Here is a 23,681-nt window from a genome sequence, read left to right as displayed (position 1 = left end):
TGGGCGGTCCACCGGGCAGGTGGCGCTTGTGGTCGCTTCGGAGGCGACTGGGCGGCACGAAGCGACACCTGCGTGGCCCGAACAGGGCATAGGGAACGGCGCGGCGCGCCCGGCGCTCACTTCTTACGGTCGTCGTCCCAGGGGCCTTCCCACCAGTTGCCGCGGCCGCCCTTACCGCGCCGTGACCTGACGAACTGCACGACGAAGACGACGAGCGTCGACAGCAATATCACGAACATCACCAGGAACATCACGTCGCGCTCACTCATGGCCGCTTCCCCTCTGCTGCGTCGGTGACGATCTTCGCGATGCGGGCGCTTCTGGTTTCAGCGCGCCTCGCCGTCGCGATGTGCGTCAGCCCGAGCTTCTTGACCGACTTCGGAAAGGCGTCCCAGGCTGCACGCGCAGCGGGGACGGCGTCCAGGGCGGCGGCGAGCTCGTCGGGTTCGATGCCGGCCTCTGGTCCGTCGAGCATCTCCCAGGTGCCGTTGGCCTTGGCGATCTCGATGACGCGGATGCCGGCAGGCGCGAGCTGGCCCTGCTGCTCCAGCTCCACGAGGCGTGCCTTGTTCGTCGCAGCCCAGCCACTCGACGGTCGCCGTGGCGAGAACCACTGCCCCACGCCCTCGGGGAACGTGCGCACCGGTCCGTCGATCCAGCCGAAGCACAGCCCCTGCCGCACCGAATCCTCGTAGCCGACGCTGTCGCCCGTGGCGGCGCGGCGCACGTTCAGCAGCCACACGCCCGCCGAGTCCGCATGGTGTTCTTCGAGCCAGGCGCGCCACGCTGCGGCATCCACCGCCGTGATCCGCTCGCCCTCGTCGAGTACGCCCATGTCAGCCCTGTGTCGGGATCGCCCCGGTGATGGTCGGCAGCAGGTCAGCGACCGAATCGACGATCTCATCCGGGCGGAACGGGTACTTCTCGATCTCGGCCTGATCGCTGATGCCGGTCAGCACGAGCACGGTGTGCAGGCCCGCCTCGATGCCGGCGACGATGTCGGTGTCCATGCGGTCACCGATCATGCCGGTCTTCTTCGAGTGGGCGCCGATCTTGTTCAGCGCCGAGCGGAACATCATCGGATTCGGCTTGCCGACGACATATGGCTCGCGTCCGGTGGCCTTGGTGATGAGTGCCGCGACAGCACCGGTCGCGGGCAGCGGGCCCTCGGCGCTGGGGCCGGTGGCATCCGGGTTGGTGATGATGAAGCGCGCGCCCTTGTTGATGAGGCGAATCGCCCGCGTGATCGCTTCGAAGGAATAGGTGCGGGTCTCACCGACGACCACGAAATCGGGATTGGTCTCGGTCATCACGAACCCGGCGTCATGCAGGGCGGTGAGGATGCCGGCCTCGCCGATGACGAACGCAGAGCCGCCGGGAACCTGCTGCTTCAGGAAGTCCGCCGTCGCCAGCGCCGAAGTCCAGATGCGCTCCTCCGGAACATGCAGCCCGCTGGAGCGCAGCCGCGCGGAGAGGTCGCGTGCGGTGAAGATCGAGTTGTTCGTCAGCACCAGGTACGGGATGCCGGCTGCCTCCCACCCGGCGAGCATCTCGGATGCCCCGGGGATGGCGTCGTTCTCATGGACGAGCACGCCGTCCATGTCGGTGAGCCAGCATTCGATGTCGTCGCGATGTGCCATGTGCTCAGCCTATTGGTTGGCGCCTCGCCCGTCGGAGCATGTTGCACCCGTCGGAGGTTCTGGTCGAATTCCTCCGACAGGCGTAACAGCCTCCGACAGGTGTAACAGTCAGTGGATGAACACGTCGCCGCTGGCGCGCACGGTGATGTCGCTGATGTTCACGCCCCAGGGCTGATTAATGACATAGACGACGTTCTCAGCGAGATCCTCGGGGGTGAGTGCCCAGTACTCGATGCTGTCGGAATCAGTCTGTTCCGCCGGCAACTCGCCCTTGATGAACTTCTCGGTGCTGTCGGAGTAGGCCTGAGCGTTCTGGCCGGCGAGCCCGGAGATGGCCGTCTCGTTCACGACAGCGCTGGCGAGGTTGGTGCCCGGAACGCCAGTCGGCTTGAGCGTTGTCACCTTGATCTTGCCGTGCGACTCGATGCGCAGCGAGTCGGAGATGATCTTCACCGCCGCCTTGGTCGCGCTGTAGACGCCTGATCCCGGCATTCCTGCGTTGCCGTAGATCGAGGAGATGTTGACCACTTGGCCGCGTCCCTGCTCCATCATCTGGTCGTACACGGCGGTGATGCCGTTCACGACGCCCTTGATGTTGATGTCGATCGCCTTGTCCCAGGCCTTCGAAGCCTTCTTGTGATCAGACCAGAAAGCCAGCGGCATGATGCCGGCGTTGTTGAGCATGACGTCGATGCGACCGAACTTCTCGACCGCGAAGGATGCCACAGCGTCCATCTGCTCCTTGTCGGTCACGTCGGCGACGATGTACTCGGCGCTCTGCCCCTTGGCCTGAATCTCGCTGACGACGGACTTCAGGTTCTCCTCATTGATGTCAGAGGCGATGACGTGTGCGCCGAGTCCTGCGGTCATTCCGGCGACAAGCTTCCCAAAACCGCTGCCGGCACCGGTGATGATGATGACTCGGCCATCGACGTGATTCGTCATTTTCCAACCTCCAGATAAGTATGCGTACGTATATAAATACGCTGGAGGGCAGAGAAATATTCCCGATGGGGAAGGGGAGCGGATGCTACGCGCTCAGCCAGACGATATCGGCGGTGCCTTCTGCCAACACGACTGCGCGCCCGTCGAGCTCGATGCCACCCGCAGTCACGCGCACGTGAGAGGCCACGGACAGGCCCAGATTCTCCAGTGAACGAAGCAGCTCCGGATCCGTGTCGGAAACCCGCAGCACGCGGCCTTCATGACCGACCGGCGCCTCCGCGAGCAGCACGAATGGGCAGCGCTCGACGTGGCCGGTGGCATCCGGAATCGCATCGCCGTGCGGGTCGAACCGTGGTCGGCCGAGCCGAGTATCGATGCCCTCCAGCAGGCGGTCGCTGATGGTGTGCTCGAGCACTTCGGCCTCATCGTGGACTTCATCCCAGGCGTAGCCGAACTCCTGCACGAGCCATGTCTCGATCAGGCGGTGGCGGCGCACCATGCCGAGGGCCCGCTGGGTGCCAGCATCCGTCAACCGCACGGCACCGTAGGGCACATGCGAGACGAGGCCGGCGGCGGCGAGCTTCTTCACCATCTCGGTGACGCTTGACGGCGCGATGCCGAGCTTCGCAGCCAGCGCGGACGGCGTGATGGGCGCATCCTGCCATTCGGTGTGCGCGTACACCGTTTTCAGGTAGTCGTCTGCTGCCGGGGATGCCACGGTTCCAGACTACGCTGACACAGTGACCGAGACTCCTGAACGCACCACCCACGGCCTCGGACCCTGGGTAGGCGACTGGCCGGAGGGCGAGCAGTACGACCCGGAGCTGCTCGAGAACGGCGACACGCGCAACGTCATCGACCGGTACCGCTACTGGCGGATGGAGGCGATCGTCGCCGACCTCGACACCCATCGGCATCCGTTCCATGTCGCCATCGAGAACTGGCAGCACGACATGAACATCGGGTCGATCGTGCGCAGTGCCAATGCGTTCCTCGCCGACACCGTGCACATCATCGGCCGCCGTCGCTGGAACAAGCGCGGTGCCATGGTCACCGACCGCTATCAGCACGTCGTGCACCATGAAGATGTCGCCGCGTTCGCCGCGTGGGCTGCGGGCGAGGGCATCCCGATCATCGCGGTCGACAACGTCGATGGTGCGGTTCCGGTGGACAAAGCCGATCTTCCTCAGCGCTGCGTTCTGCTGTTCGGTCAGGAAGGCCCTGGGCTCACCGAAGAGGCGATCGCCGCGGCATCCGGACACATCGAGATCACCCAGTACGGGTCGACCAGATCGATCAACGCGAGCGCGGCCGGAGCCGTGATCATGTACGAGTGGTGCCGCCGCTACGCGAGCTGAGTCGCGTGGTCATGCCGCCGCACCCAGCCACTTGCCCGTCTTCACACGCCAGCCCAACGTTGCCAACCGGGCGAGCAGGTAGACGCCGAAGAAGGCCACCGCGAGCCAGATGAGCCCGGCGGCGCCGCCGACCCCGATCATCGCGATGAGTAGGAGCGCTGGCAAGAACGGGATGAGGTTCAGACCACCGGCGATGGCCAGGTAGCGCACGTCTCCGGACCCCATCAGCACGCCGTCGAGGACGAACACGATGCCGGCGACCGGTTGTGCGAGGGCGAGCACGATCAAGGCCGGTTGGATGAGGGATGCCAGAGCCGGATCGCCCGTGAACGCGAGGCCGATCACTCCGGACAGCATCCCGATGAGAAGCCCGACGGCGACTCCGAACCAGGCGCCCCACGCGACGGTGCGCGCAAGCACCTGCCGGACGCCGGCCATGTCGCCGGCGCCGAGTCCCTTGCCGATCAGTGCCTGCGCGGCGATGGCCAGGGCATCCAGAGCAAAAGCGGCAGCCGAGAAGATCGTGAACACGACCTGCCAACCGGCGAGCTCATCGGTGCCGATTCCGGTGGCCACGCCGACCGTCAGCAGCAGCGCCGCCCGCAGACTGACCGTGCGCAGGAACAGCCAACCGCCCGAGCGGGCAGAGCCCCGCACCCCCTCGCGTTGCGGGCGCACCGACGCCTCGTGCTTGCGAGCGAGGCGTCCGACCACCACGACGTAGGCGGCGACCATGCCCCACTGAGCGGTGACGGTCCCGACGGCGGATCCGGCGATGCCCCAGCCGAAACCGTAGATGAACAGGAAGTTGAGCAGCGCGTTCGCGCCGAAGCCAGCACCGGCGATCCACAGCGGAGTCATGGTGTCCTGCATTCCGCGCAGAAGCCCGGTCGCGGCGAACACGATCAGCATCGCTGGCAATCCCCAGACGCTGATCACGAGATACGTGTCGGCTTGCTCGGCGACCTCGGCGGATGCCCCGAACAACGACACCAGCCATGGCGACGACATCGCACCCACCGCGGCCAGCACGGCGCCCAGCCCCAGCGCCAGCCAGAGGCCGTCGATGCCGACCGAGACGGCATCCTTGTGCTCGCCTGCGCCGAAGCGTCGCGCGACAGCGGGGGTCGTCGAGTACGCCAGGAACACCATCAGACCGACGATGGTCTGCAGTACCGCGCTGGCGATGCCGAGACCGGCCAGCGGAACGACACCGAGGTGGCCGACGAGCGCGGCATCCACCATCAGGAAAGCGGGCTCGGCGACCAACGCACCGAGCGCGGGGACCGCGAGCCGCAGAATCTCTCGGTTCAGGGTCACCCCGCGCGCACTCACAGTCCGAGCCTACGGGCAATGCCTCCGCCATCGAGAACACTCAGATCGCCGTTCCCGGCGCTGGTTGAGGGCGGTTTGCGCGTTCTCGACCAGAAGCGCGCGCGGGACAGCACCGACATAGGGTGGAGGCATGACAGATGTTCTCCCCGCAGGTCTTGCAACTGAAGAATTCAGCTCCGATGTCCGTCCGCAAGACGACCTCTACCGGTACGTCAATGGCGCATGGATCGATCGCACCGAGATCCCGGGGGACAAAGCCCGCTGGGGATCCTTCCACCTGCTCGCCGAGCAGGCAGAAGCCGACGTGCGAACGATTATCGAAGAGTCGCAGACAGCTGAAGTCGGCACCCTCGAGCGCAAGATCGGGGACCTGTTCGCCAGCTTCATGGACACCGAGCGCATCAACACCGATGGGATCACCCCGCTCGCCGAAACGTTTGCCGAGATCGATCGGATCGACAGCATCCCCGCTCTCCTCGCCGCCTGCGGCGCGTATGAGCGTGACGGTCGTGCGCACCTGATCGGGCTGTACGTCGACGGTGACCCCGGCAACCCCGAGCGTTATTTGCCCATCCTTGTGCAGTCTGCGCTCTCGCTGCCGGATGAGAGCTACTACCGTCTCGACAACTTCGCAGACACCCGCGCCGCCTACCGTGCGCATCTCGAGCGTCTGCTCGCGCTCGCCGAGGTTGCAGATGCCGCTGGCACCGCCGAACGCGCATTCGCGCTGGAGACCGAGATCGCCGGTTACCACTGGGACAACGTCGCCAGCCGCGATGCTGTCGCCACGTACAACCTCAAGAGCTGGGATGAGCTGCAGTCTCTTGCCGGTGTCGACCTCACGCCGTGGCGCGATGCTGTTGCGCCCGCTCAAGGCGCCAGCGCATTCGCTGAGACGGTCGTCGCCCAGCCCAGCGCCCTGGAAGGTCTCGGCACACTGCTGAGCGCCGAGCGGCTGGATGACTGGAAGGCGTGGCTGCGCGCGCAGGTCGTGCACGCAGCGGCGCCGTACCTGACCGACGACATGGTGCAGGAGAACTTCTCCTTCTACGGCACGGAACTCACCGGTGTGCCGACGATCCGTGAGCGCTGGAAGCGGGGCGTCTCCGTCACCGAGGGCGCCCTCGGCGAGGCGATCGGCAAGGTCTACGTCGAACGGCACTACCCGTCCACGGCGAAAGCGGCGATGGATGAGCTCGTCGCCAACCTCACCGAGGCGTACCGGCAGAGCATCACCACGCTGGAGTGGATGAGTCCCGACACTCGCGAGCGTGCGCTGGCCAAGCTCGACGCCTTCACGCCGAAGATCGGTCACCCCGAGGTGTGGCGCGACTACTCGACGCTCGAGATCGACGCGGCAGATCTGTTCGGCAACATCCGTCGGGCGTACATTTTCGAGCACGACCGCAACGTCGACAAGGTGGGTAAGCCGATCGACCGTGCCGAGTGGCACATGCCGCCGCAGATGGTCAACGCCTACTACAACCCGTCGATGAACGAGATCGTGTTCCCAGCGGCGATCCTGCAGTACCCGTTCTTCGATGTCTCGCGTGATGCCGCCGCCAACTACGGGGGCATCGGCGCGGTCATCGGCCACGAGATCGGACATGGCTTCGACGATCAGGGCAGCCGTTATGACGGCACGGGCAAGCTCGAGGACTGGTGGACGGATGCTGACCGCACCGCGTTCGAGCAGCGGACCAAGGCCCTGATCGCACAGTACGACGCCCTGGTCCCGGAAGGGCTGGCAGCGGAGCACCACGTCAACGGCGCTCTCACGATCGGTGAGAACATCGGTGATCTGGGCGGTCTGGGTATCGCCCTGAAGGCCTATGAGCTGTCGCTCGAGGGTGCCGAGGCTCCGGTCATCGACGGACTTACCGGTGTGCAGCGCCTGCTGCTGAGCTGGGCGCAGGTGTGGCAGCAGAAGAGTCGGGATGCTGAGACGATCCGATTGCTCACGATCGACCCGCACTCGCCGAACGAGTTCCGCTGCAACCAGATCGTGCGCAACATCGATGCCTTCTACGAAGCGTTCGACGTCACCGAGGCCGATGCGGCGTACCTGCCGAGTGAGCAGCGGGTGACAATCTGGTGATTGTTACCGAAATCGCGTGACGCGGGCTCGGGGCGGGGGTTACGATTGCGGTGCCGCTGGGGAGCGCTCCCGTAGAGGCACTCCCGAAGAAGTGATCGTCCTGGGAAGGACTACGCGTGGGCACTCCCCCCGAGCCCGTTGAAGAGACATCGCAGCCAACGCTGCGCCGATCTCGTGGCACCACCCGGCGTTTGCCGCGCCGTGCGGCGATCGGCAAGCGCACGTTCACGTCCACGATGCGCGCTCTCGAGCAGTTAGCGGATGCCGGAGCTCGGGTCTCCGTGCATGTCAGCGACCTCGACAATGGCGGCGAAGTGCTCGCCGGAGATGACCACGTGACGCTGCCGATGGGTGGGGTCGGTGTCGTCCCGCTGCTGATCGAGGTCGCCGCGGGATTCGAATCGGGAGCACTCGATCCGCTGGAGATCATTGATCGGAACTCGGTTGAGGCGGTGGCAGGTTCCGGACTGTGGCGAAACCTTCGAGCACCGGCGCTGCCGCTCTCTGACCTGGCCGTGCTGGCCGCCGCTACGGGGGACCCGCTCGCGGCGAACATCCTGCTGCGCCGGGTCGGGCATCACCGCGTGCTCGCACGCCTGGATTCGCTCGGCCTGGAGCGCACCACAGTGCTCGATCAGTTCCGAGACGAACGTGGCCCGGATGACGCGCCGCATGTCGCTGTCGGCACGACGCGGGAGCTGGCCGCGCTCTTCTCAGCCCTGGTGAACGCTCAGGCCGTGGATGCCGCGGTCAGTTCGCAGGTCGCCGAGTGGTTGAGTCTGAACCACGACCTCACTTTGATCGCTGCGTCGACGGGCCTGGACCCCTTCGCGCATGAGCACGACCGGCACGGGCTGCTGTTCATCAACAAGACCGGCCGCGAGAGCGGAGTCAGGGCCGAGGCCGGGGTACTGGCCGGGCCTCGCGCCGGCATCGCCTACGCCATGATCGTTTGCTTCGACGACCTCTCCATCGCCCACCGGCTGCGCGCGCACGATGCGTTCCGGATTCTGGGGTTGGAGCTCATGGAGTACACCCACTGAGCTGGCCCCCGTGAGGCCCGGTTTCGGTCCCGTTCGGCCCGTTTCCGCCCGCTTTCAGTACAGATGCAGACTGATCGTACGGATGCAGGGGATTCCTCGGCGTTTCGCCCTGCATCCGTGCTTCGGCCCTGCAGGTGTGTCGGGCCGAAGCGCGCCGGGCCGAAGAGCGCGGGCCGGGGCGCAGGGCCACGTCTCAGACGCGCACGCGCCGGGCGCCCTCGCCGAGTGATTCCAGCTTCGCCCAGGCGATGTCGGCGTGCACGCGTCCGCCCAGCCCGCAGTCGGTTGAGGCGATGACGCGCTCGGGGCCGACGATCTGCGCGAATCGTTCGATGCGCTGGGCGACGAGGTCAGGGTGCTCCACGACATTGGTGGCGTGGCTGACGACGCCCGGGACCAGGACGAGATCGTCCGGCAGGACAGCATCCCGCCATGCGGTCCACTCGTGTTCATGTCTAACGTTCGCGGCCTCGAATGAGACCGATCCGACATTCGCCTTGAGGATCGCCGGCAGAATCTTGCCGACCTCGACGTCGGTGACGTGCGGACCGTGCCACGAGCCCCAACACAGGTGCAGGCGCAGCAGCTCCTTCGGCAGTCCTTCGATCGCGTAGTTGAGCGCCTCGATGCTCTTCGCGGTGAACGCGAGGTAGTCCTCGATGCTGGGCTCGGGATTGATCTGGTCCCAGTTCTCAGCGAGCGAGGGGTCATCGAGTTGAACGATGAGTCCGGCGTCGGTGATCGCTTTGTACTCCTCGCGCAGAGCCTCGGCCCACGCCCACAGGTGCGCATCGTGATCGGAGTAGTGCTCATTCCACACCCGCGCGGCAGAGCCCGGTGCGATGGAGGTCAGAAAGCCCTGTTCGCCCTCAGCGAGTGACGCCTTCAGGTGGCGGATGTCGGCGGCGACAGCATCCTGTCCGCGATAGGCGAGCGGGCCGGTGGTGGTCGGGAACTCGGTTGCCGGCTTGCCCGCGAAGGCGCCCGAATGCGGGTCACTGTAGACAGCGGGGAACAGGTGGCGGTCGCGACGGTCGGCGAAGCTGGTCAGCTCGATACTCCCGGGGGTGGATACCGCGGTGGGTTGCGTGAACAGGTTGTTCTCGGTGAGGGAGAGGCCACTCACGCGCTGGAACGAGTAGCTCCACCATGCTCCGTAATCGACAGCGTTCGACATCGCCTTACCGAACTCGCCGTCGCCGATCTGGGTGATGCCGGCGGCACGCTGACGTGCGACGACATCGGTCACGGCATCCGAGACCAGAGCTTCGAACTCAGGTGTGGACTCGAGCGTGAAACCATCCTCGGCCACGGTGCGGGCGGCATTCGCGGCGATAAGGGCTTCGGTGCGGGGCAGGCTTCCGGCGGTGGTGGTGGCGATCGTGCTCATGTTCGTGATGCTATCCAGCGCCGCCGGCACCGACCGATTCGCATGACGAACCGTGACAGGTCAGAACGGTCCGAACCGACGCTGCGGGTCCAGTGCTTCGACGACGGGCTCGAGCGCATCTGCCAGTGCGGTCAGCGCGTCGGGATCGAGGCGATCGAGCACGAGCTCGTGCACCGTCTCGAAGTGTTTAGGCGTCGCGAGCACCAGCTGTCGGCGTCCCCGCTTCGTGATCGTCAGCTGCACCGCACGTCGGTCTTCGGGGTTCTCCTCGCGCCCGACCAGCCCGCGGTGCTGCAATCTGCTGACGACTTTCGATGCACGGGGGAGCGTCGCATTCGTCGCGGCGGCCAGATCGCTCAACCGCATCGCTCCGCTGCGCTGCAGTGCGCTGAGCAGGATGAACTCGTAATGCGTGAGGTCGGCATCGCGCTGAAGCTGGGCATCGAGAGCTGCGGGCAGCAGTTCGGCCGTCGAGATGAGCGCGAGCCAGGCGCGGGACTGCTGCGCGGTCATGCGGGTGAGGGGGACGGACATGGATCCATTCTGTCCGGAATAGTTGCCCAGGCAAGCACGCCGGCGCGGTGCGCGCGGCATGCGTACGATCGACGCATGGACGATTGGACACCGCACCGCCGCGACGACGGCGAGCTGCTCGGCTGGATCCACCCCGAAGGCGACGACTGGGTCGCCGTCGACGTGCTCGGCCGCCCCGTCTCGGGGGCCATGGAGTGGCTGGGCGCCGAGGCCGCCTTGGAAGCGCACGGCCTTGCCTGGCTCGCTGATCCGTGGATGCTGGAGGGGGAGGCCGAACGTCCGCTCCGTGTGCGTATGGTCGAGGTCGCCCCGGACCGTGATGGTACGCCTGGCCGTATTGTCGTGAAGATCGATGACTACGGAGACATGTCCGGGTATGCGCAGCAGCACGTATTGCCGTGGCCGTTGCCGGACCGGCTACGGCCACCGCGGGCTGGCGACCCGGACGGCTTCACCGTCTGATCAGCGGCGTCCGAGCCAGAAGTCACTCAGCTCGGCAGCGACGGTCGCGGTTCGATCGAGCGGTTTTTCGGGATGAGCAGCGACAGCACCAGGGCGATGATCCCGGCGACGATCGCGAGCCAGAAGCAGACGTCGAAGGCTTCCCGCGTGGGGATCGCGACGCCGTCGACCTCGACGCTCATCGCAGCCAGCACCCCGCCCATGACAGCGGAGGCGCTGGAGGTGCCGACCGAACGGAACAGGGCGTTTAGGCCGTTCGAGGCTCCCGTCTCATTAGCCGGCACCGAACGCATGATGATCATCGGCATGGCAGCGAAGGTGAACCCGATTCCGACGCCGATGATCGCATTGGCGATGAGGATGTGCATCCACTCGCTCGACCAGACCAGCACGAATACGTACGCGATGACGATCGCGGCCGCGCCGGCGGTGAACAGTGGTCGCGGTCCGATCGTCCGCTCGAGCCAGCCGGACAGCGGTGAGATCACCATCATGACCAGGCCTGCGGGCATGATGATGAACGCGGCGGTGACCATGTCGAGCCCGAAGCCTGAGCCCGTCTCCACCGGCAGCTCGAGCATCTGCGGGAACGTGACGTTGGACGAGAAGAGCGCGAAGCCCATCCCGATGGCGGCGATGTTCGTCAAGAGCACAGCGGGACGAGCGGCAACCCGCAGATCCAGCAGTGGGTCCTTCGTTCGCAGCTGATACCAGCCCCACAGCACGAGAACGGCGACACCGCCGATGACGAGGCTCAGCCCGATGGGTGAGGTCCAGCCCCACTCGGCCCCGCGCGATACGTACAGCAGCAGGCCCGTGAGGCCTGCGGCAAGGCCCAGGGCGCCGACAATATCCAGGCGTCCGGGCGCGAGCAGAACGTCCTCGGGGACGAAGAAGAAGATCAGCACCAGCCCGATCACACCGAGCCCGGCCGCGAGCCAGAACAGCGAGTGCCAGTCGGCATTGAGTGCCAAGTAGGCGGCCAGGGGCATCCCGAGTGCACCACCGACACCCATCGTCGCGCTCATCAGCGCGACGGCGGTGCCCAGATGATTCATGGGCAGGATGTCGCGCATGATGGCGATGCCCAACGGAATGACACCGGTGACAGCGCCCTGCAGCGCACGGCCGATGATCACGCCGACGATCGACGTCGACAGAGCCGCGATCACGGAGCCGATGATCAACAGCACCAGCAGGACGAACACGACGCGGCGCTTGCCATACATGTCGCCGAGACGCCCGGAGATCGGCGTGGCGATTGCGGCGACGAGCAGGGTGATCGTGACGACCCAGGTGGTGTCTTCGCGTGATGCGTTCAGTAGATGCGGCAGTTCGGCCTGCAGCGGCACGACGAGCGTGAACATGAACGCCGAAACCAGGCCGGCGAAAGCGAGCACGGCAACCGTCAGAGCGCGATTCGGGGAGCGGGAGAGTCGCTTTCTCGCTCGCTCATCACCGTCTCGCATCATCTCAGGCTATCGGTGTCCGAAGCGGCGTCGGTCCGTGACGCTGCAATCAGCTGATCAGTCCTGGCGCAGATTCGGTGGAGCGGTGGATGCGCGCAGGATGAGGGTCGGCTCCACGCGCGGCACTTCCCCCTGAGGTTCGGTGCCTTCGATCTCGGCGATGACACGGCGGGCCGCTGCCGCGCCCACCTCCTCGAAAGGCTGGCGCACCGTGGTGAGGGCAGGGGCCGCATAAGCGGCCAGCGCGATGTCGTCGACGCTCACAATCGAGACGTCCTCTGGCACGCGGCGGCCGGCCTCGTGGAGTGCGCGGATGACACCAAATGCCATCTCATCGCTGCTGACGAACACCGCGGTCGCGCCCGGGATCGCCGCGATCGTGCGTCCGGCGCGGTAGCCGGATTCGCTGGTCCAGTCCGCGGGGATCACGGGCGGGGGCTCAATGCCGTGGCTGCGCAGCACCTGCTCCCACGTCTCGCGGCGCTGGACGCTTTCGGTCCAGTACTCGTCGCCGGAGATGTGCCAGACGGTTTCATGACCGAGCTCCAGCAGATGCTCGACGGCCAGCCGGGCGACCTCGGTCTGATCGACGGCGAACGCGGCGTCTTCTTCGGGGGAGACGCGCACGTTGTGGGTCGATGGGGTGCGCTGTGTTCGCGCTCGCATTCCGGCATGATCGAGCGACACCGGAACGCCGAGGATGATGCCTTCTGCTCCCTGGCGCTCGAGGCGATCGAAGGCCGCGAGAATCTCTTCGATGGGGGCGTGATCCGACACGGATGCTGTGCTGACAGTGAAGTCGTTCTCGGCTGCGACGCGCTCGATCCCGACGCCGAGGGCGGCTGTGGAGTAGCGGTTCGTGCTCAGCACGATCACGCCGAGGACGCGGGTACGGCCGGATGCGAGTGAGGCGGCCGCCGCATGTACACGGTAGCCGAGTTCCTCCACGGCATTGAGAACTTTTCGTGCCGTGTCAGGGCGAACATTGCTCTGTCCCGACATGACGCGTGAAACGGTCTGCGCGGAGACGCCGGCGACACGGGCGACATCGTTCTGATTGGGAGCGCGATCAGCGGGATCCCGGCGGGGTGACATGCCCCCCATGCTAGTGATCGCGGGGCTCGAAGGCGAGGCGTTCCTTGGTCATTAGTGCAATAATGTGAACGCAAACAGTTTTTGTCATGCCAGACTGCGCAGTGACGCCTCTCGGGACGGAAGAGCTCTCCAGGTGTGTCGCGCGCAGCCTCGTGCGACAGGCATCCGTCCCCGCTTCGGAGAAATTCCGGATTGGGATAGTCACGCAGGAGTCCCTGATGAATCAAGCATTCTCGCCTTCCCCGGGTCTGAACCCGGCGATCGTCTGGCGGGACGGGCAGCTCTTCCGCAACGGACAGCCGCACCGCATCCTCTCCGGCGCAATGCACTACTTCCGCATCCACCCGGACCAGTGGGAAGACCGCCTCCGTCGACTCGCCGCTATGGGCGCAAACACTGTGGACACTTACGTGGCCTGGAACTTCCACGAGCGCGTCGAGGGCGACATCCGCTTCGACGGCTGGCGCGACCTGGAATCCTTCATCCGTCTGGCGGGAGACGTGGGCCTCGACGTCTTCCTGCGTCCGAGCCCGTACATCTGCGCGGAGTGGTCAAACGGTGGCCTGCCGTTCTGGCTCACCGGGCGCACCTCGGCGATCCGAACCAGCGACTCCGCGTACATCGCCGCAGTCGACCGCTGGTACGACGAACTGATCCCGCGGATGGTCCCTCTGCAGGCGGCCCACGGTGGACCGATCGTCGCGGTGCAGATCGAAAACGAGTACGGCTCGTTCGGCAGTGACAGTGAGTACATCCGCCAGCAGCGCGATGCGCTGACCTCGCGCGGCATCGTCGAGATGCTCACCACCGCCGATGGCACGCAGCGTGACATGGTTACGCACGGAGCTACCGAGGGTGCGATGACCACATTCACCTTCGGCACCGGCGTCGCCGAGGCTGAAGCCCTCCTTCCCGCCGGCCAATCACTGATGTGCAGTGAGCTGTGGGGTGGATGGTTCGATCACTGGGGCGAGCAGCATCACGTGCGTTCGGCCGACAGCATGATGAGCACAGTCGACGCGCTGCTTGCAGCCGGGGGCTCGGTCAGCATGTACATGGCGCACGGGGGCACAAACTTTGGTTTGTGGGCTGGCGCGAACTACGACCGCGTCGTGCAGCCGACGATCACGAGCTACGACTCGGATGCTCCGATCGGCGAAGACGGATCGACCAACGCGAAGTTCGACGCGCTGCGCGCCGCCTTCGCGCCGTTCCACGACGAGGAACTGCCTGCCGTTCCCGCGCCGAACCCGGTGCAGGCGGCACAGACCGTCGCGCTGACGGCGACCATCGGCCTGCGCGCGATGCTCGAGACTCTGCCCGCAGTCGGCGGGGCCTCCCCGATGCCGCAGACGTTCGAGCAGCTGGGCGTCGAGGACGGCATCGTCGTCTACCAGGCGCAGATCGACATCCCCGCGGACAGCAAGATCGACATCGACGGCCTGCGAGACCGTGCTGTCGTCTTCATCGATGACGAGCGCATCGGCGTCATGGAGCACGACGGTGAGCACGTGCTCACCGTTCCTGGCGGCGCGCGTCGCGGCATCCTGACGATCCTCGTCGAGAGCCTGGGACGCATCAACTACGGTCCTCTCACGGGCGAGCACAAGGGCATCCTGCGCGGCGTTCGCGTCAACGGTCGCCGGTACATCCACGGCTGGACGCACCGCGCGCTTCCGCTCGAGGTGCCGACGGCGACCGGAACCCCAGATACGGCGGGCCTCGCGACTGCGACCGTCGAGGTCGAGGCCCCGGCGGACTCCTGGCTCGCCTTCCCAGGCGGAGTCAAAGGCATGGTGTGGCTGAATGGCTTCCTGCTCGGCCGCTACTGGTCGCGGGGCCCCCAGCTCACGCTGTACGCACCCGCTCCGCTATGGAATGCCGGCGCGAACGAGATCGTCGTGCTCGACACGGATGCGCTCCCGACCGCCGTCGAGCTGCGCGAGACGCCGGAGTACGGCCCTGTCGAGGAATTCATCGGTTCCTGACCGGACACACATAAAGAGGGGGAAGACGCCAGCACGGCATCTTCCCCCTCTTCTGTGTTCTGGCGATCAGCCCTTGACCGCACCGGCGGCCAGGCCCGAGCGCCAGTAGCGCTGCAGGCTGAAGAACAGGATGATCAGCGGGATGACGCCGAGCAATGCGCCCAGCATGACCGCGCCCTTCTCCGGAGCGAAGTAGCTCATCATGCCGTACAGCCCCAGAGTCACCGGCTTCAACTCGGCGCTGGAGATCATCATCAACGGCAGTAGGAAGTTGTTCCAGGTGGCTACGAAGATGAACAGGAAGATCGTGACCATCGCGGGCGACAGCAGGCGCAGCACGATGGTGAAGAAGATCCGGGCCTCGCTCGCGCCGTCGATGCGCGCAGCCTCGAGCAACTCGGTCGGCACCGAGGACTCGGCGTAGACCATGCCGAGGAATACCCCGAACGGTGAGACGGCCGAGGGGATGATGATCGCCCACATGGTGTTCGTCAGGCCCAGGGCATGGAACTCCATGTACAGCGGCACGGTCAGCAGCGCGACGGGCAGCAACAGACCCGCCATGATGACGGTGACAGCGATCTTCTTACCCGGGAAGACGAACTTGGCGATCGCGTAGCCGGCCATGATCGCAAACAGGGTACCGATGACACCGGCCAGCGTCGAGTACAGGATGGAGTTTCCCACCCAGCGCCAGAACAGGTCCTGCGTCCAGCTCATGAGGCTGGCGTAGTTGGTGTCGAGGTTCCAGTTCGCGAACCAGAATCCGAATGTGTTCGTCAGGTCGGCGTTGCTCTTGGTGGATGCGACGAAAACCCAGTAGACCGGCATCAGGAAGTACACCAGGGCGAAGACGAGCGCGATGATGCCGAAGGTCTTGGCGACCGGGCCGGGAGCGATTGAACGCGGCGGCATGTCGCCGGACGTCGCCTTCAGCGGCTTGCGCTTGACCGGTGCGGTGATCAGAGAAGTAGTGCTCATATCAGTTCGCCTTCTTACGCTGCGCGAAGGAGTACACGACGGCGAGTGCGCCGGCGATGACTGCCATCAGCAGGGAGTATGCGGATGCGGGACCGCTGCCTGACGGCGAAATCTCGCCCATCATCGAGTTGTAGGTCAGCATCATGGGGGTGTAATCCAGGCCCATCCAGGAGTTCGCGCCCTCCATGATCATCGGCTCGTTGAAGAGCTGGATCGTGCCGATGATGGAAAGCAGGACGGCGAGCAACGCGGCGCCGCGCACCATAGGGACCTTGATCTTCATGGCGATCTGGAACCCGTTGGCGCCGTCGAGGCGGGCGGCTTCGTACAGCTCGCGCGGGATCGACTGGAGGGCTGCGAGGAAGATCAGGATGTTGTAACCGGTGAACGTCCACGTCGTCATGTTCGCCATCGACGCGAGGATCGTGCCCGGGGCCATGAAGTTCGTTCCCTCGGGCAGGAACTGCATGAACGGCGACACCTCGGGGGTGTACATGTACAGCCAGATCATGGCGGCGATGACGCCCGGGATCGCAAAGGGAAGGAAGAAGGCGAGGCGGAAGAACGCCGGGCGCCGCACGATGAATGAATCCAGCAGCAGCGCCAGCGCGAGGGCGACGATGATCATCACCGGGATCTGGAATGCGGCGTACAGGACGACGCGCCCCATGCCTGCCCAGAATGCGCCGTTGGTGGCCGCCGCGGCCAGATTGTCGAACCCGACGAACGTGTCGACCAGCTCGCCGCCACCGAACAGGCCACCACCGGAGGGAACCTGCGAGAAGAACGCCGAGCGCACCGAGATGATGATCGGAATGAGGAAGACCACGGTGAACAAGATGGCGAACGGGGCCATGAACAGCCAGCCGTTGCGCGCCTCCTGCCGAGCGCGGAAGCCCTTTCTCGTACGCGGCCGTTGGCCGATGGTCTCAGCGGTAGTGGTCACGGCGTGATCTCACCTTTCGGAAGAAATAGGTCCGGCGGAGGACACACTATCGTCGTGTCCTCCGCCGGAACTGGCTGCTCAGAGAGCGGGGGAGTTACTCGGCGACTGGCAGACCGAGGTCTGTCAGAGCCTTGACCGCGGTCTGCTGCGCGGTGGTGAAGATGTCCGCGACCTGCGCGTCGCCGGCGACGACGGCGGCTGCCGTCTCGTTCATGGCGGCGAGGGTGGAGAATCCGGGAGCGTAGGGGAAGTCCGGGTTCATGTTCGCGGTGGCCGTGGCAAGCTCAGCGAGTACGTCCTGGTCGCCGAACTGGCGCAGCATCTTCTCGCTGGTCTCGGGCGTGCCCTCGGCCGCGACGACGAGACCCTGCGAGGAGAGGTCGTCGATCTGCGTGTTGAACCAGTTGTTGTACTCCATGGCCTCGGCCGGGTACTCGCAACCCTTCAGGACTGCAACGCCGGATCCGCCGTCGGGGCCGGTCATGGCGCCGGCGCCAAAGTCGGGCAGCTGGGCGATGCGCCACTGGCCTTCGGCCGGGGTGCCATCGAGCGAGTCGAGCAGGAAGCCTGCCTCCCACGCTGCGCCGATGTGGCCAATCAGGCTGCCGTCGTTGAGCGCGATCGTGAAGGGCTCGCCCCAGCGGTCGGCCTTGAGGGTCTGGTTGGTGTCGAGCAGGTTCTGCCAGAAAGCGGCGACCGTCTGCGAGCCTTCGCCCTCAGCGTTGACGACCCACTCGTCGCCCTCGGTCGAGAACCAGGTGTCGCCGGCGGCAGCGGACTGCGCGGCGAGCCAGTGCGTGGCCTCGTCCGGCGAGAAAGCGGTGAGGTACTTGCCAGCGGCAGCTGCCGTGACCGAGTCAGCGGTGAGCTCTTCGATGTTTGCGGGAGCATCGAGGCCGAGAGCCTCGAACTCTGCCGCGTTGTAGAAGTAGACCAGCGGGCCGACATCCTGGGGCAGGCCCACGACGACGTCGCCGACGCGCATGCCGGCGTATGCTCCGCCGGAGAAGTTGTCTGCGTACTTCTCCGCCTCGGCGGTGACGTCTTCGAGAAGACCCTTCACATAGAGCTGAGGAGCCTCGGAGTAACCGACCTGCGCGAGGCACGGGGCGTTGCCGGCCTTCACATCGGTTTCCAGCTTGAGGATCATGTCGGTCGCGGCACCATCGAACTTGGTCGTCTTGACCTGGATATCGGGGTGCTCTTCGTTCCAGCGCTCGGTGATCTCAGCGACGGTAGCCATGTCAGCGCCGTTGTCGAGGCGGTGCATGTACTCGATCGTGATCGATTCGCCTTCGGCGGTGTTGCCACCGGAGCCGTTACCGGTGTCGGCCGAGCTGCACGCAGCGAGCCCGAATGCCGACATAGCGCCGACGGCGACGACGGCGGCCGTGCGTGTGATTCGTGTGGTTGCCATGAGGTGTTCTCCTCTTTGAGGGTCATGTGACTGACGGTCGAGACGGATGCTGTGACACAAGCGCCGTGGAACCATTAAACCTCGAAATGTTTGCGTTCACAAGCGAGGATTGCCGTGCTGTGACTGGACTGTAATCCAAAGATGTCGTGCGCTGACATTGCTGCCGCGGGGCCGGGATGGGCAGTTCGGGGTCTGTATTGGGTTTTGCGGGGCAGACTGGAGGCGTGCGAACCATACGTGATCTAGACACCGTTGAGCTCATCATTGAGGCGCAGTCCCTGCTGGATGCTATCCGCGGGCCGGAGCGCGTGATCGATGCGGGAACCCTCCGTGCGCTGGAGCAGTCCGGAAACTACGTCGTCGGATTCTTCGACGACGAATCCGGCGTGGAGCGCATGGTCGGAGCATCCATCGCCTTCTTCGGCGTTCCCGGCCAGCGCACGATGCACTCGCACATCACCGCGCTGCTGCCCGACTATCGCGGCCGCGGGTGGGGGCGTGAGCTCAAGGAACACCAGCGGCAGTGGGCGTTCTCGCGTGACGTCGGCAGAGTTACCTGGACGTTCGATCCGCTCGTTGCGCGCAACGCTCACTTCTTCCTCACGGTGCTCGGCGCACGGGTGACGGGATACTCCGTGAACAACTACGGCATCTTCGGCGGCGGCGACGCCGGCGACGAAAGTGACCGTCTGGACGTCGAGTGGATGCTGGCCGACATCGCCAAACGGCCCGCCGATGACACCATCGCTGCGACGCTGGAGATCCCCTCGGACGTCGAGACGATGCGCGCATCAGATCCGGATGCCGCCCACGAATGGCGTCTGCGCCTGCGCGGGGAGATGGAGGAGCTGCTCGGACGCGGACTTACCCTCTCCGGCTTCGACGCCGAGCGCGGGTACCTGTTCACCGATCCGTCCTGACGGCTTCTGCTTATATGGACGGATGACATCTGACGCGGAGTCCATGCAGCATCCAGCTGACACCGACTGGCATCGTTGGGCGCCGATCGGGCAGACGCTCGACACGAGCGGTGTACCGGGTAGCGGTCCCGCACCGAGCATCGCGGCGTTCGAACTGCTGGAGCTTGCGCCGATGCTGGTTCCCGAGAATCCGCGCCATGGCGAACTCGACCCCTCGCAGTGCCATCACTGCCGACCGTCCGAGTACACGATCTGGCAGGACGATGAGTGGCAGGTCGGCGGAGGCATGCAAGGGCCTACCGGGCTGCCGTTCGTCGGCGCGATCTCGCCGCGGCGGCACGTGACGCTCGAGGATGCCCCGCTCGAGGTGCTCGCCGGACTCGGACCTGTCCTGCGGCGGGTATCCGAGGCTACCAAGGCGATTCCCGCCGTGGCACGCTGCCACTTCTCGCGTTGGAACGACGGCTCGGCGCACCTGCACCTGTGGGCGTATGCGCGTCCGGCCGGCATGATGCAGGGACGAGGGGCGATCCTGCCCTACTGGGAGCAGAGCATGCCGGCGATGCCACAGCAGATGATGAATCAGTACCTTGCCATCGTCGCGAACGCGCTCGCTGCTGGCGGTGGAGAGGCTTTCCCGAACCGCTGAGCACCCGGGGCTGATCGTCAGCGACAGCGCGGATAGGATTGAATCGCCCGTATTCACGGGCGCAACCCCCGCCGCATCCGACCATTGGAGCCACCGTGGCCGAACAGTCCCGTCTTGACAAGGTCATTAGCCTCGCCCGCCACCGCGGGTTCGTCTTCCAAGCGGGTGAGATCTACGGCGGCTCCCGTTCGGCTTGGGACTACGGTCCTCTCGGAACCGAACTGAAGGAGAACATCCGCCGCCAGTGGTGGCAGACCTTCGTTCGCGGCCGCGGCGACATGGTGGGCCTGGACTCCTCGATCATCCTCCCGAAGCGCGTCTGGGAAGCCTCCGGGCACGTCGCCACTTTCAGCGACCCGCTCGTGGAGTGCCTGCAGTGCCACAAGCGTCACCGCGAGGATCACCTGCTCGAGGCGTTCGAAGCCAAGAAGGGCCGCCAGCCCGAGAACGGGATGGCCGACATCGCGTGCCCCGATTGCGGCACGCGCGGCAAGTGGACCGAACCGCGGTCGTTCTCCGGTCTGGTCAAGACCTACCTCGGCGTCGTCGATGACGAATCGGGCCTGTATTACCTGCGCCCTGAGACCGCGCAGGGCATCTTCGTGAACTTCGCGAACGTGCTCACCGCCAGCCGGAAGAAGCCCCCGTTCGGCATCGGCCAGGTCGGCAAGGCATTCCGTAACGAGATCACGCCCGGAAACTTCATCTTCCGCACGCGCGAGTTCGAGCAGATGGAGATCGAGTTCTTCGTCCCGCCGGCTGACGCGCAGGAGTGGTTCGAGCACTGGGTCGAGGCGTGCTGGGCATGGTTCGTCGACCTCGGAATCGATCCGACCAACATGCGTCGTTTCGATGTTCCCGACGATGAGCGTGCGCACTACTCGGCTGGCACCATTGACTTCGAGTACCGGTTCAACTTCCCCGGCTCCGAGTGGGGCGAGCTCATGGGTGTCGCCAACCGCACCGACTTCGACCTCAGCAGTCATTCCGAGGCATCCGGTCAGAGCCTGTCTTACTTCGATCAGGCATCCGGTGAGCGCTACACGCCGTACGTGATCGAGCCCTCGTTCGGTCTGACGCGCTCGATGATGGCGTTCCTCGTCGACAGCTATGTCGAAGAAGAGGTGCCCAATGCCAAGGGCGGCACCGACACCCGCACGGTGCTCAAGCTCGACCCACGCCTGGCTCCGGTCAAGGTGGCTGTTCTCCCGCTGTCGCGCAACGAGAAGCTTTCGCCGCTCGCACGCGAGGTCGCCGATTCTTTGCGCGGCCGTTGGGCGATCGACTTCGACGACGCCGGCGCCATCGGCCGCCGCTACCGTCGTCAGGACGAGATCGGCACCCCGTTCTGCGTCACCGTCGACTTCGATTCGCTCGACGACAACGCCGTCACGGTCCGTGACCGCGACACGATGTCGCAGGAGCGCGTTCCGGTTGCCGAGCTGAACGATTACCTCGCCGAGCGGCTGAAGGGCGCCTGACCGCGACAGCATCGTGGGACGATGGCGGGATGGAGACGACGACTTTCGCCGCGACCGACGGCTTCCCGCATACAGCCCTGATCGGCGTTACCGGCCCTGAGGCGACCCTGGCTGTGCAGGGGGATTCGCACACGGTGCTGCCTTTGGCATCCGTATCCAAACCCATCTCGGCCTGGGGCGTGCTCATCGCCGTCGAGCGCGGGCTCGTCGACCTCGATGAACCAGCCGGGCCGGAGGGTTCCACGCTGCTGAACCTGCTCGACCACACCAGCGGGCTGCCGTTCGAGGGTGAGCAGACGCAGGCGAAGCCTGGAACGCGCCGCATCTATTCGAATGCCGGGTTCGACGCGCTCGGCACGCACGTGGCCGAGGCCGTGGGCATGCCGTTCGATGAATGGATGACTCGTGAGGTCACAGGGCCCCTCGGGATGACTGACATTGAAGTGGTCGGTAGACCGTCGGCGGGTTACCGGGCATCGATCGCCGATCTACTGATCTTCGGTCGCGAGGTGCTGCGACCGAAGCTGGTTCCCGTCGAGCTGCGCGACCTCGCGCTCATGGTGTCGAGACCCGGGCTGCGCGGCGTCGTGCCCGGTTACGGCTCGTTCGACGACAACCAGTGGGGACTGGGATTCGAGATCAAGGGTTCCAAGAGTCCGCACTGGCTGAGCGACACGATGCCGCCCGAGACAGCCGGACATTTCGGGGGGCAGGGCAGCTTCTTGTTCATCGACCGCTCCCGAGACATCGCCGCGGCATTCCTCTCGGGGGTCGCCTTCGGTGACGACCATAAGCGCATCTGGCCCGCGCTCACCGAAGAGATCGTCGCGCGCCACGGCGGACGCTGACCGGCTTTCGAGCCGGTGAACGGCGGCGGGCGCGTCAGCCGGTGATAGTCAGCTCAACACCTTCGCTGCCCCCGGATTCCGTCCAAGCGAGCACATTCTCGAGGATGCCACGCAGTACCGTGAGGTCGACCGCCTCGAGATCTTTGATGTACAGGCACCCCTTGCCTGTAGTGTGCGGGCCTAGAAGCGCGAGCGCCTCGCCGTGCCGAGAGATGTCATCGAGGTAGAGCGTCGATGCCGTCTTGCGCGGCGCGAAGGCAAGCACGGGCATATCGCCTTCGCTGCCGGTCGGATAGCGGTAGTGGCAGCTGCCGAAGCCGATGATCGTTCCCCACAGCTCGGGCTCGCGTCCGGAGATCTCCTGCAGCACGGCCGTGAGCGTTTCGGCATCCCGGCGTCGTCCAGCTGGCGTGACATCTGCGATGAAGGCGCCGATGCTGCCTCCGGTCTGCTTCACTTCGCTGCCTTCGCGGCAGCCTTCATCGCTTTCTTGTTCTCGCGCACTTTCGTCAGTGACTCGACCGAGACGATATCGGCGACGCTGCGGAGCGAACCCTCCACACCGTAGTCGCCGGCCGCTTCGCGCCAGCCTGCGCCGGTGAAGCCGTACTGCTTGCCCAGAAGTGCGAGAAAGATCTTCGCCTTCTGTTCTCCGAAGCCGGGGAGCTTCTTTAACCGCTTCAGCACCTCGGGGCCATCGGGGTCGCCCGCCGTCCACAGTGCCGCAGCATCCCCACCCCACTCCTCAACCAGTACCTGGCAGAGCGTCTGCACCCGCGTCGCCATCGAACCGGGGAAGCGGTGAACAGCCGGCGTCTGACGGAATGCTTCGAAAAGGGCCTCGGGATCCATGCTGGCGATGGCGGCGGCATCCACAGCGCCGGTGCGCTGCTCGAGCTTCAGCGGGCCGGCGAACGCGGTCTCCATCGGAACCTGCTGGTCCAGCAGCATCCCGACCAGCAGAGCCAGCGGGTTGTCGGTGAGCAGCGTGTCGGCGGCGGTGTCTCCGGTGATGTGAAGGGCCATGTATCCAGTCTGCCAGGGGTGACCGCCGCCAGACCCCATGGGCTGATGCGCGTGAT

Annotated in this window: 24 protein-coding genes; 9 read left to right on the top strand and 15 right to left on the bottom strand. The window is 65.6% G+C overall.

Annotated features, from left to right (window positions below):
- Nucleotides 1-116: 116 nt before the first annotated feature.
- The 5 genes from ACW5CM_RS12960 to ACW5CM_RS12940 all read right to left on the bottom strand — a co-directional run bounded on the left by ACW5CM_RS12960 (nt 117) and on the right by ACW5CM_RS12940 (nt 3,303).
- Nucleotides 117-269 (bottom strand): hypothetical protein, encoded by a 153-nt coding sequence (locus tag ACW5CM_RS12960; protein WP_438252752.1) that lies wholly within the window; start codon nt 267-269, stop codon nt 117-119.
- Entirely contained in the window at nt 266-835 is a 570-nt protein-coding gene (locus ACW5CM_RS12955; RefSeq protein WP_457125231.1) for a YdeI/OmpD-associated family protein, read from the bottom strand. The genes ACW5CM_RS12960 and ACW5CM_RS12955 overlap by 4 nt, the downstream gene beginning before the upstream one ends.
- Nucleotide 836: 1 nt before the next feature.
- Complete coding sequence (locus ACW5CM_RS12950; RefSeq protein WP_438252754.1) at nt 837-1,640, bottom strand: HAD-IIA family hydrolase; 804 nt, start codon at nt 1,638-1,640, stop codon at nt 837-839.
- A gap of 108 nt (nt 1,641-1,748) precedes the next feature.
- Complete coding sequence (locus ACW5CM_RS12945; RefSeq protein ID WP_457125230.1) at nt 1,749-2,585, bottom strand: SDR family oxidoreductase; 837 nt, start codon at nt 2,583-2,585, stop codon at nt 1,749-1,751.
- A gap of 85 nt (nt 2,586-2,670) precedes the next feature.
- Nucleotides 2,671-3,303 carry a metal-dependent transcriptional regulator gene (locus ACW5CM_RS12940; protein ID WP_438252756.1) on the bottom strand — a complete coding sequence of 211 codons (633 nt, stop codon included), beginning with the start codon at nt 3,301-3,303 and terminating at the stop codon, nt 2,671-2,673.
- Between the two features lie 22 nt (nt 3,304-3,325).
- On the opposite strand from ACW5CM_RS12940, the gene ACW5CM_RS12935 reads away from it, so the two are divergent.
- Nucleotides 3,326-3,943, top strand: a complete 618-nt coding sequence (locus ACW5CM_RS12935) for a TrmH family RNA methyltransferase (RefSeq protein ID WP_438252757.1) — start codon at nt 3,326-3,328, stop codon at nt 3,941-3,943.
- Nucleotides 3,944-3,952: 9 nt separating this feature from the next.
- Here ACW5CM_RS12935 and ACW5CM_RS12930 read toward each other — a convergent pair whose 3' ends face one another.
- Nucleotides 3,953-5,278 (bottom strand): MATE family efflux transporter, encoded by a 1,326-nt coding sequence (locus tag ACW5CM_RS12930; RefSeq protein WP_439256432.1) that lies wholly within the window; start codon nt 5,276-5,278, stop codon nt 3,953-3,955.
- 130 nt (nt 5,279-5,408) lie between these two features.
- Here ACW5CM_RS12930 and ACW5CM_RS12925 point away from each other — a divergent pair, with 130 nt between their 5' ends.
- Nucleotides 5,409-7,376, top strand: a complete 1,968-nt coding sequence (locus ACW5CM_RS12925) for a M13 family metallopeptidase (RefSeq protein ID WP_438252759.1) — start codon at nt 5,409-5,411, stop codon at nt 7,374-7,376.
- A gap of 116 nt (nt 7,377-7,492) precedes the next feature.
- Nucleotides 7,493-8,419, top strand: a complete 927-nt coding sequence (locus tag ACW5CM_RS12920) for a serine hydrolase (RefSeq protein WP_457125229.1) — start codon at nt 7,493-7,495, stop codon at nt 8,417-8,419.
- Between the two features lie 193 nt (nt 8,420-8,612).
- Here the strand turns inward: ACW5CM_RS12920 and ACW5CM_RS12915 are convergent, their stop codons facing one another.
- Both ACW5CM_RS12915 and ACW5CM_RS12910 read right to left on the bottom strand, forming a co-directional pair.
- Complete coding sequence (locus ACW5CM_RS12915; protein ID WP_457125228.1) at nt 8,613-9,809, bottom strand: cobalamin-independent methionine synthase II family protein; 1,197 nt, start codon at nt 9,807-9,809, stop codon at nt 8,613-8,615.
- Between the two features lie 60 nt (nt 9,810-9,869).
- The gene (locus ACW5CM_RS12910; RefSeq protein ID WP_457125227.1) at nt 9,870-10,343 is read right to left on the bottom strand and encodes a MarR family winged helix-turn-helix transcriptional regulator; all 474 of its coding nucleotides are present in this window, start codon (nt 10,341-10,343) and stop codon (nt 9,870-9,872) included.
- A gap of 75 nt (nt 10,344-10,418) precedes the next feature.
- Here ACW5CM_RS12910 and ACW5CM_RS12905 point away from each other — a divergent pair, with 75 nt between their 5' ends.
- Nucleotides 10,419-10,805 (top strand): hypothetical protein, encoded by a 387-nt coding sequence (locus ACW5CM_RS12905; protein WP_457125226.1) that lies wholly within the window; start codon nt 10,419-10,421, stop codon nt 10,803-10,805.
- Between the two features lie 26 nt (nt 10,806-10,831).
- Here ACW5CM_RS12905 and ACW5CM_RS12900 read toward each other — a convergent pair whose 3' ends face one another.
- Together ACW5CM_RS12900 and ACW5CM_RS12895 are read right to left on the bottom strand one after the other, a co-directional pair.
- A complete protein-coding gene (locus tag ACW5CM_RS12900; protein ID WP_457125225.1) occupies nt 10,832-12,274 on the bottom strand; it encodes an MFS transporter in 1,443 nt (480 codons plus the stop codon).
- Nucleotides 12,275-12,331: 57 nt separating this feature from the next.
- On the bottom strand, nt 12,332-13,369 hold the full coding sequence (locus ACW5CM_RS12895; protein ID WP_438252765.1) for a LacI family DNA-binding transcriptional regulator: 1,038 nt from the start codon (nt 13,367-13,369) through the stop codon (nt 12,332-12,334).
- Between the two features lie 218 nt (nt 13,370-13,587).
- On the opposite strand from ACW5CM_RS12895, the gene ACW5CM_RS12890 reads away from it, so the two are divergent.
- Nucleotides 13,588-15,357, top strand: a complete 1,770-nt coding sequence (locus ACW5CM_RS12890; protein ID WP_439256439.1) for a glycoside hydrolase family 35 protein — start codon at nt 13,588-13,590, stop codon at nt 15,355-15,357.
- Between the two features lie 66 nt (nt 15,358-15,423).
- On the opposite strand, the gene ACW5CM_RS12885 is transcribed toward ACW5CM_RS12890, so the two are convergent.
- The 3 genes from ACW5CM_RS12885 to ACW5CM_RS12875 form a co-directional block, all read right to left on the bottom strand.
- The gene (locus ACW5CM_RS12885) at nt 15,424-16,338 is read right to left on the bottom strand and encodes a carbohydrate ABC transporter permease (protein ID WP_438252767.1); all 915 of its coding nucleotides are present in this window, start codon (nt 16,336-16,338) and stop codon (nt 15,424-15,426) included.
- Nucleotide 16,339: 1 nt separating this feature from the next.
- Nucleotides 16,340-17,284, bottom strand: a complete 945-nt coding sequence (locus tag ACW5CM_RS12880) for a carbohydrate ABC transporter permease (protein ID WP_457125224.1) — start codon at nt 17,282-17,284, stop codon at nt 16,340-16,342.
- Between the two features lie 94 nt (nt 17,285-17,378).
- Nucleotides 17,379-18,701, bottom strand: a complete 1,323-nt coding sequence (locus tag ACW5CM_RS12875; protein WP_438252769.1) for an ABC transporter substrate-binding protein — start codon at nt 18,699-18,701, stop codon at nt 17,379-17,381.
- A 224-nt stretch (nt 18,702-18,925) separates the two neighbouring features.
- On the opposite strand from ACW5CM_RS12875, the gene ACW5CM_RS12870 reads away from it, so the two are divergent.
- From ACW5CM_RS12870 to ACW5CM_RS12855, 4 genes are all read left to right on the top strand, one after another.
- A complete protein-coding gene (locus ACW5CM_RS12870) occupies nt 18,926-19,621 on the top strand; it encodes a GNAT family N-acetyltransferase (RefSeq protein ID WP_438252770.1) in 696 nt (231 codons plus the stop codon).
- 22 nt (nt 19,622-19,643) lie between these two features.
- Nucleotides 19,644-20,270: a hypothetical protein gene (locus ACW5CM_RS12865; RefSeq protein ID WP_438252771.1), complete on the top strand. Its 627-nt coding sequence runs from the start codon at nt 19,644-19,646 to the stop codon at nt 20,268-20,270.
- Between the two features lie 95 nt (nt 20,271-20,365).
- Entirely contained in the window at nt 20,366-21,751 is a 1,386-nt protein-coding gene (locus ACW5CM_RS12860) for a glycine--tRNA ligase (RefSeq protein WP_438252772.1), read from the top strand.
- 29 nt (nt 21,752-21,780) lie between these two features.
- On the top strand, nt 21,781-22,599 hold the full coding sequence (locus ACW5CM_RS12855) for a serine hydrolase domain-containing protein (RefSeq protein WP_439256443.1): 819 nt from the start codon (nt 21,781-21,783) through the stop codon (nt 22,597-22,599).
- A gap of 34 nt (nt 22,600-22,633) precedes the next feature.
- On the opposite strand, the gene ACW5CM_RS12850 is transcribed toward ACW5CM_RS12855, so the two are convergent.
- Both ACW5CM_RS12850 and ACW5CM_RS12845 read right to left on the bottom strand, forming a co-directional pair.
- Complete coding sequence (locus tag ACW5CM_RS12850; protein WP_457125223.1) at nt 22,634-23,056, bottom strand: DUF1801 domain-containing protein; 423 nt, start codon at nt 23,054-23,056, stop codon at nt 22,634-22,636.
- Entirely contained in the window at nt 23,053-23,625 is a 573-nt protein-coding gene (locus tag ACW5CM_RS12845) for an HhH-GPD-type base excision DNA repair protein (protein ID WP_457125222.1), read from the bottom strand. The genes ACW5CM_RS12850 and ACW5CM_RS12845 overlap by 4 nt, the downstream gene beginning before the upstream one ends.
- Between the last annotated feature and the right edge of the window lie 56 nt (nt 23,626-23,681).

Source organism: Microbacterium wangyouchuni, from assembly GCF_054072595.1.
This window is presented reverse-complemented; position numbering and strand designations above follow the sequence as displayed.

What these genes read in the sequence shown, in the direction of transcription:
- ACW5CM_RS12955 (WP_457125231.1), bottom strand. Translation starts at nt 835, where the DNA reads ATGGGCGTACTCGACGAGGGCGAGCGGATCACGGCGGTGGATGCCGCA.
- ACW5CM_RS12885 (WP_438252767.1), bottom strand. Translation starts at nt 16,338, where the DNA reads ATGAGCACTACTTCTCTGATCACCGCACCGGTCAAGCGCAAGCCGCTG.
- ACW5CM_RS12845 (WP_457125222.1), bottom strand. Translation starts at nt 23,625, where the DNA reads ATGGCCCTTCACATCACCGGAGACACCGCCGCCGACACGCTGCTCACC.
- ACW5CM_RS12855 (WP_439256443.1), top strand. Translation starts at nt 21,781, where the DNA reads ATGGAGACGACGACTTTCGCCGCGACCGACGGCTTCCCGCATACAGCC.
- ACW5CM_RS12960 (WP_438252752.1), bottom strand. Translation starts at nt 269, where the DNA reads ATGAGTGAGCGCGACGTGATGTTCCTGGTGATGTTCGTGATATTGCTG.
- ACW5CM_RS12945 (WP_457125230.1), bottom strand. Translation starts at nt 2,585, where the DNA reads ATGACGAATCACGTCGATGGCCGAGTCATCATCATCACCGGTGCCGGC.
- ACW5CM_RS12900 (WP_457125225.1), bottom strand. Translation starts at nt 12,274, where the DNA reads ATGCGAGACGGTGATGAGCGAGCGAGAAAGCGACTCTCCCGCTCCCCG.
- ACW5CM_RS12915 (WP_457125228.1), bottom strand. Translation starts at nt 9,809, where the DNA reads ATGAGCACGATCGCCACCACCACCGCCGGAAGCCTGCCCCGCACCGAA.
- ACW5CM_RS12890 (WP_439256439.1), top strand. Translation starts at nt 13,588, where the DNA reads ATGAATCAAGCATTCTCGCCTTCCCCGGGTCTGAACCCGGCGATCGTC.
- ACW5CM_RS12950 (WP_438252754.1), bottom strand. Translation starts at nt 1,640, where the DNA reads ATGGCACATCGCGACGACATCGAATGCTGGCTCACCGACATGGACGGC.
- ACW5CM_RS12925 (WP_438252759.1), top strand. Translation starts at nt 5,409, where the DNA reads ATGACAGATGTTCTCCCCGCAGGTCTTGCAACTGAAGAATTCAGCTCC.
- ACW5CM_RS12905 (WP_457125226.1), top strand. Translation starts at nt 10,419, where the DNA reads ATGGACGATTGGACACCGCACCGCCGCGACGACGGCGAGCTGCTCGGC.
- ACW5CM_RS12895 (WP_438252765.1), bottom strand. Translation starts at nt 13,369, where the DNA reads ATGTCACCCCGCCGGGATCCCGCTGATCGCGCTCCCAATCAGAACGAT.
- ACW5CM_RS12865 (WP_438252771.1), top strand. Translation starts at nt 19,644, where the DNA reads ATGACATCTGACGCGGAGTCCATGCAGCATCCAGCTGACACCGACTGG.
- ACW5CM_RS12875 (WP_438252769.1), bottom strand. Translation starts at nt 18,701, where the DNA reads ATGGCAACCACACGAATCACACGCACGGCCGCCGTCGTCGCCGTCGGC.
- ACW5CM_RS12910 (WP_457125227.1), bottom strand. Translation starts at nt 10,343, where the DNA reads ATGTCCGTCCCCCTCACCCGCATGACCGCGCAGCAGTCCCGCGCCTGG.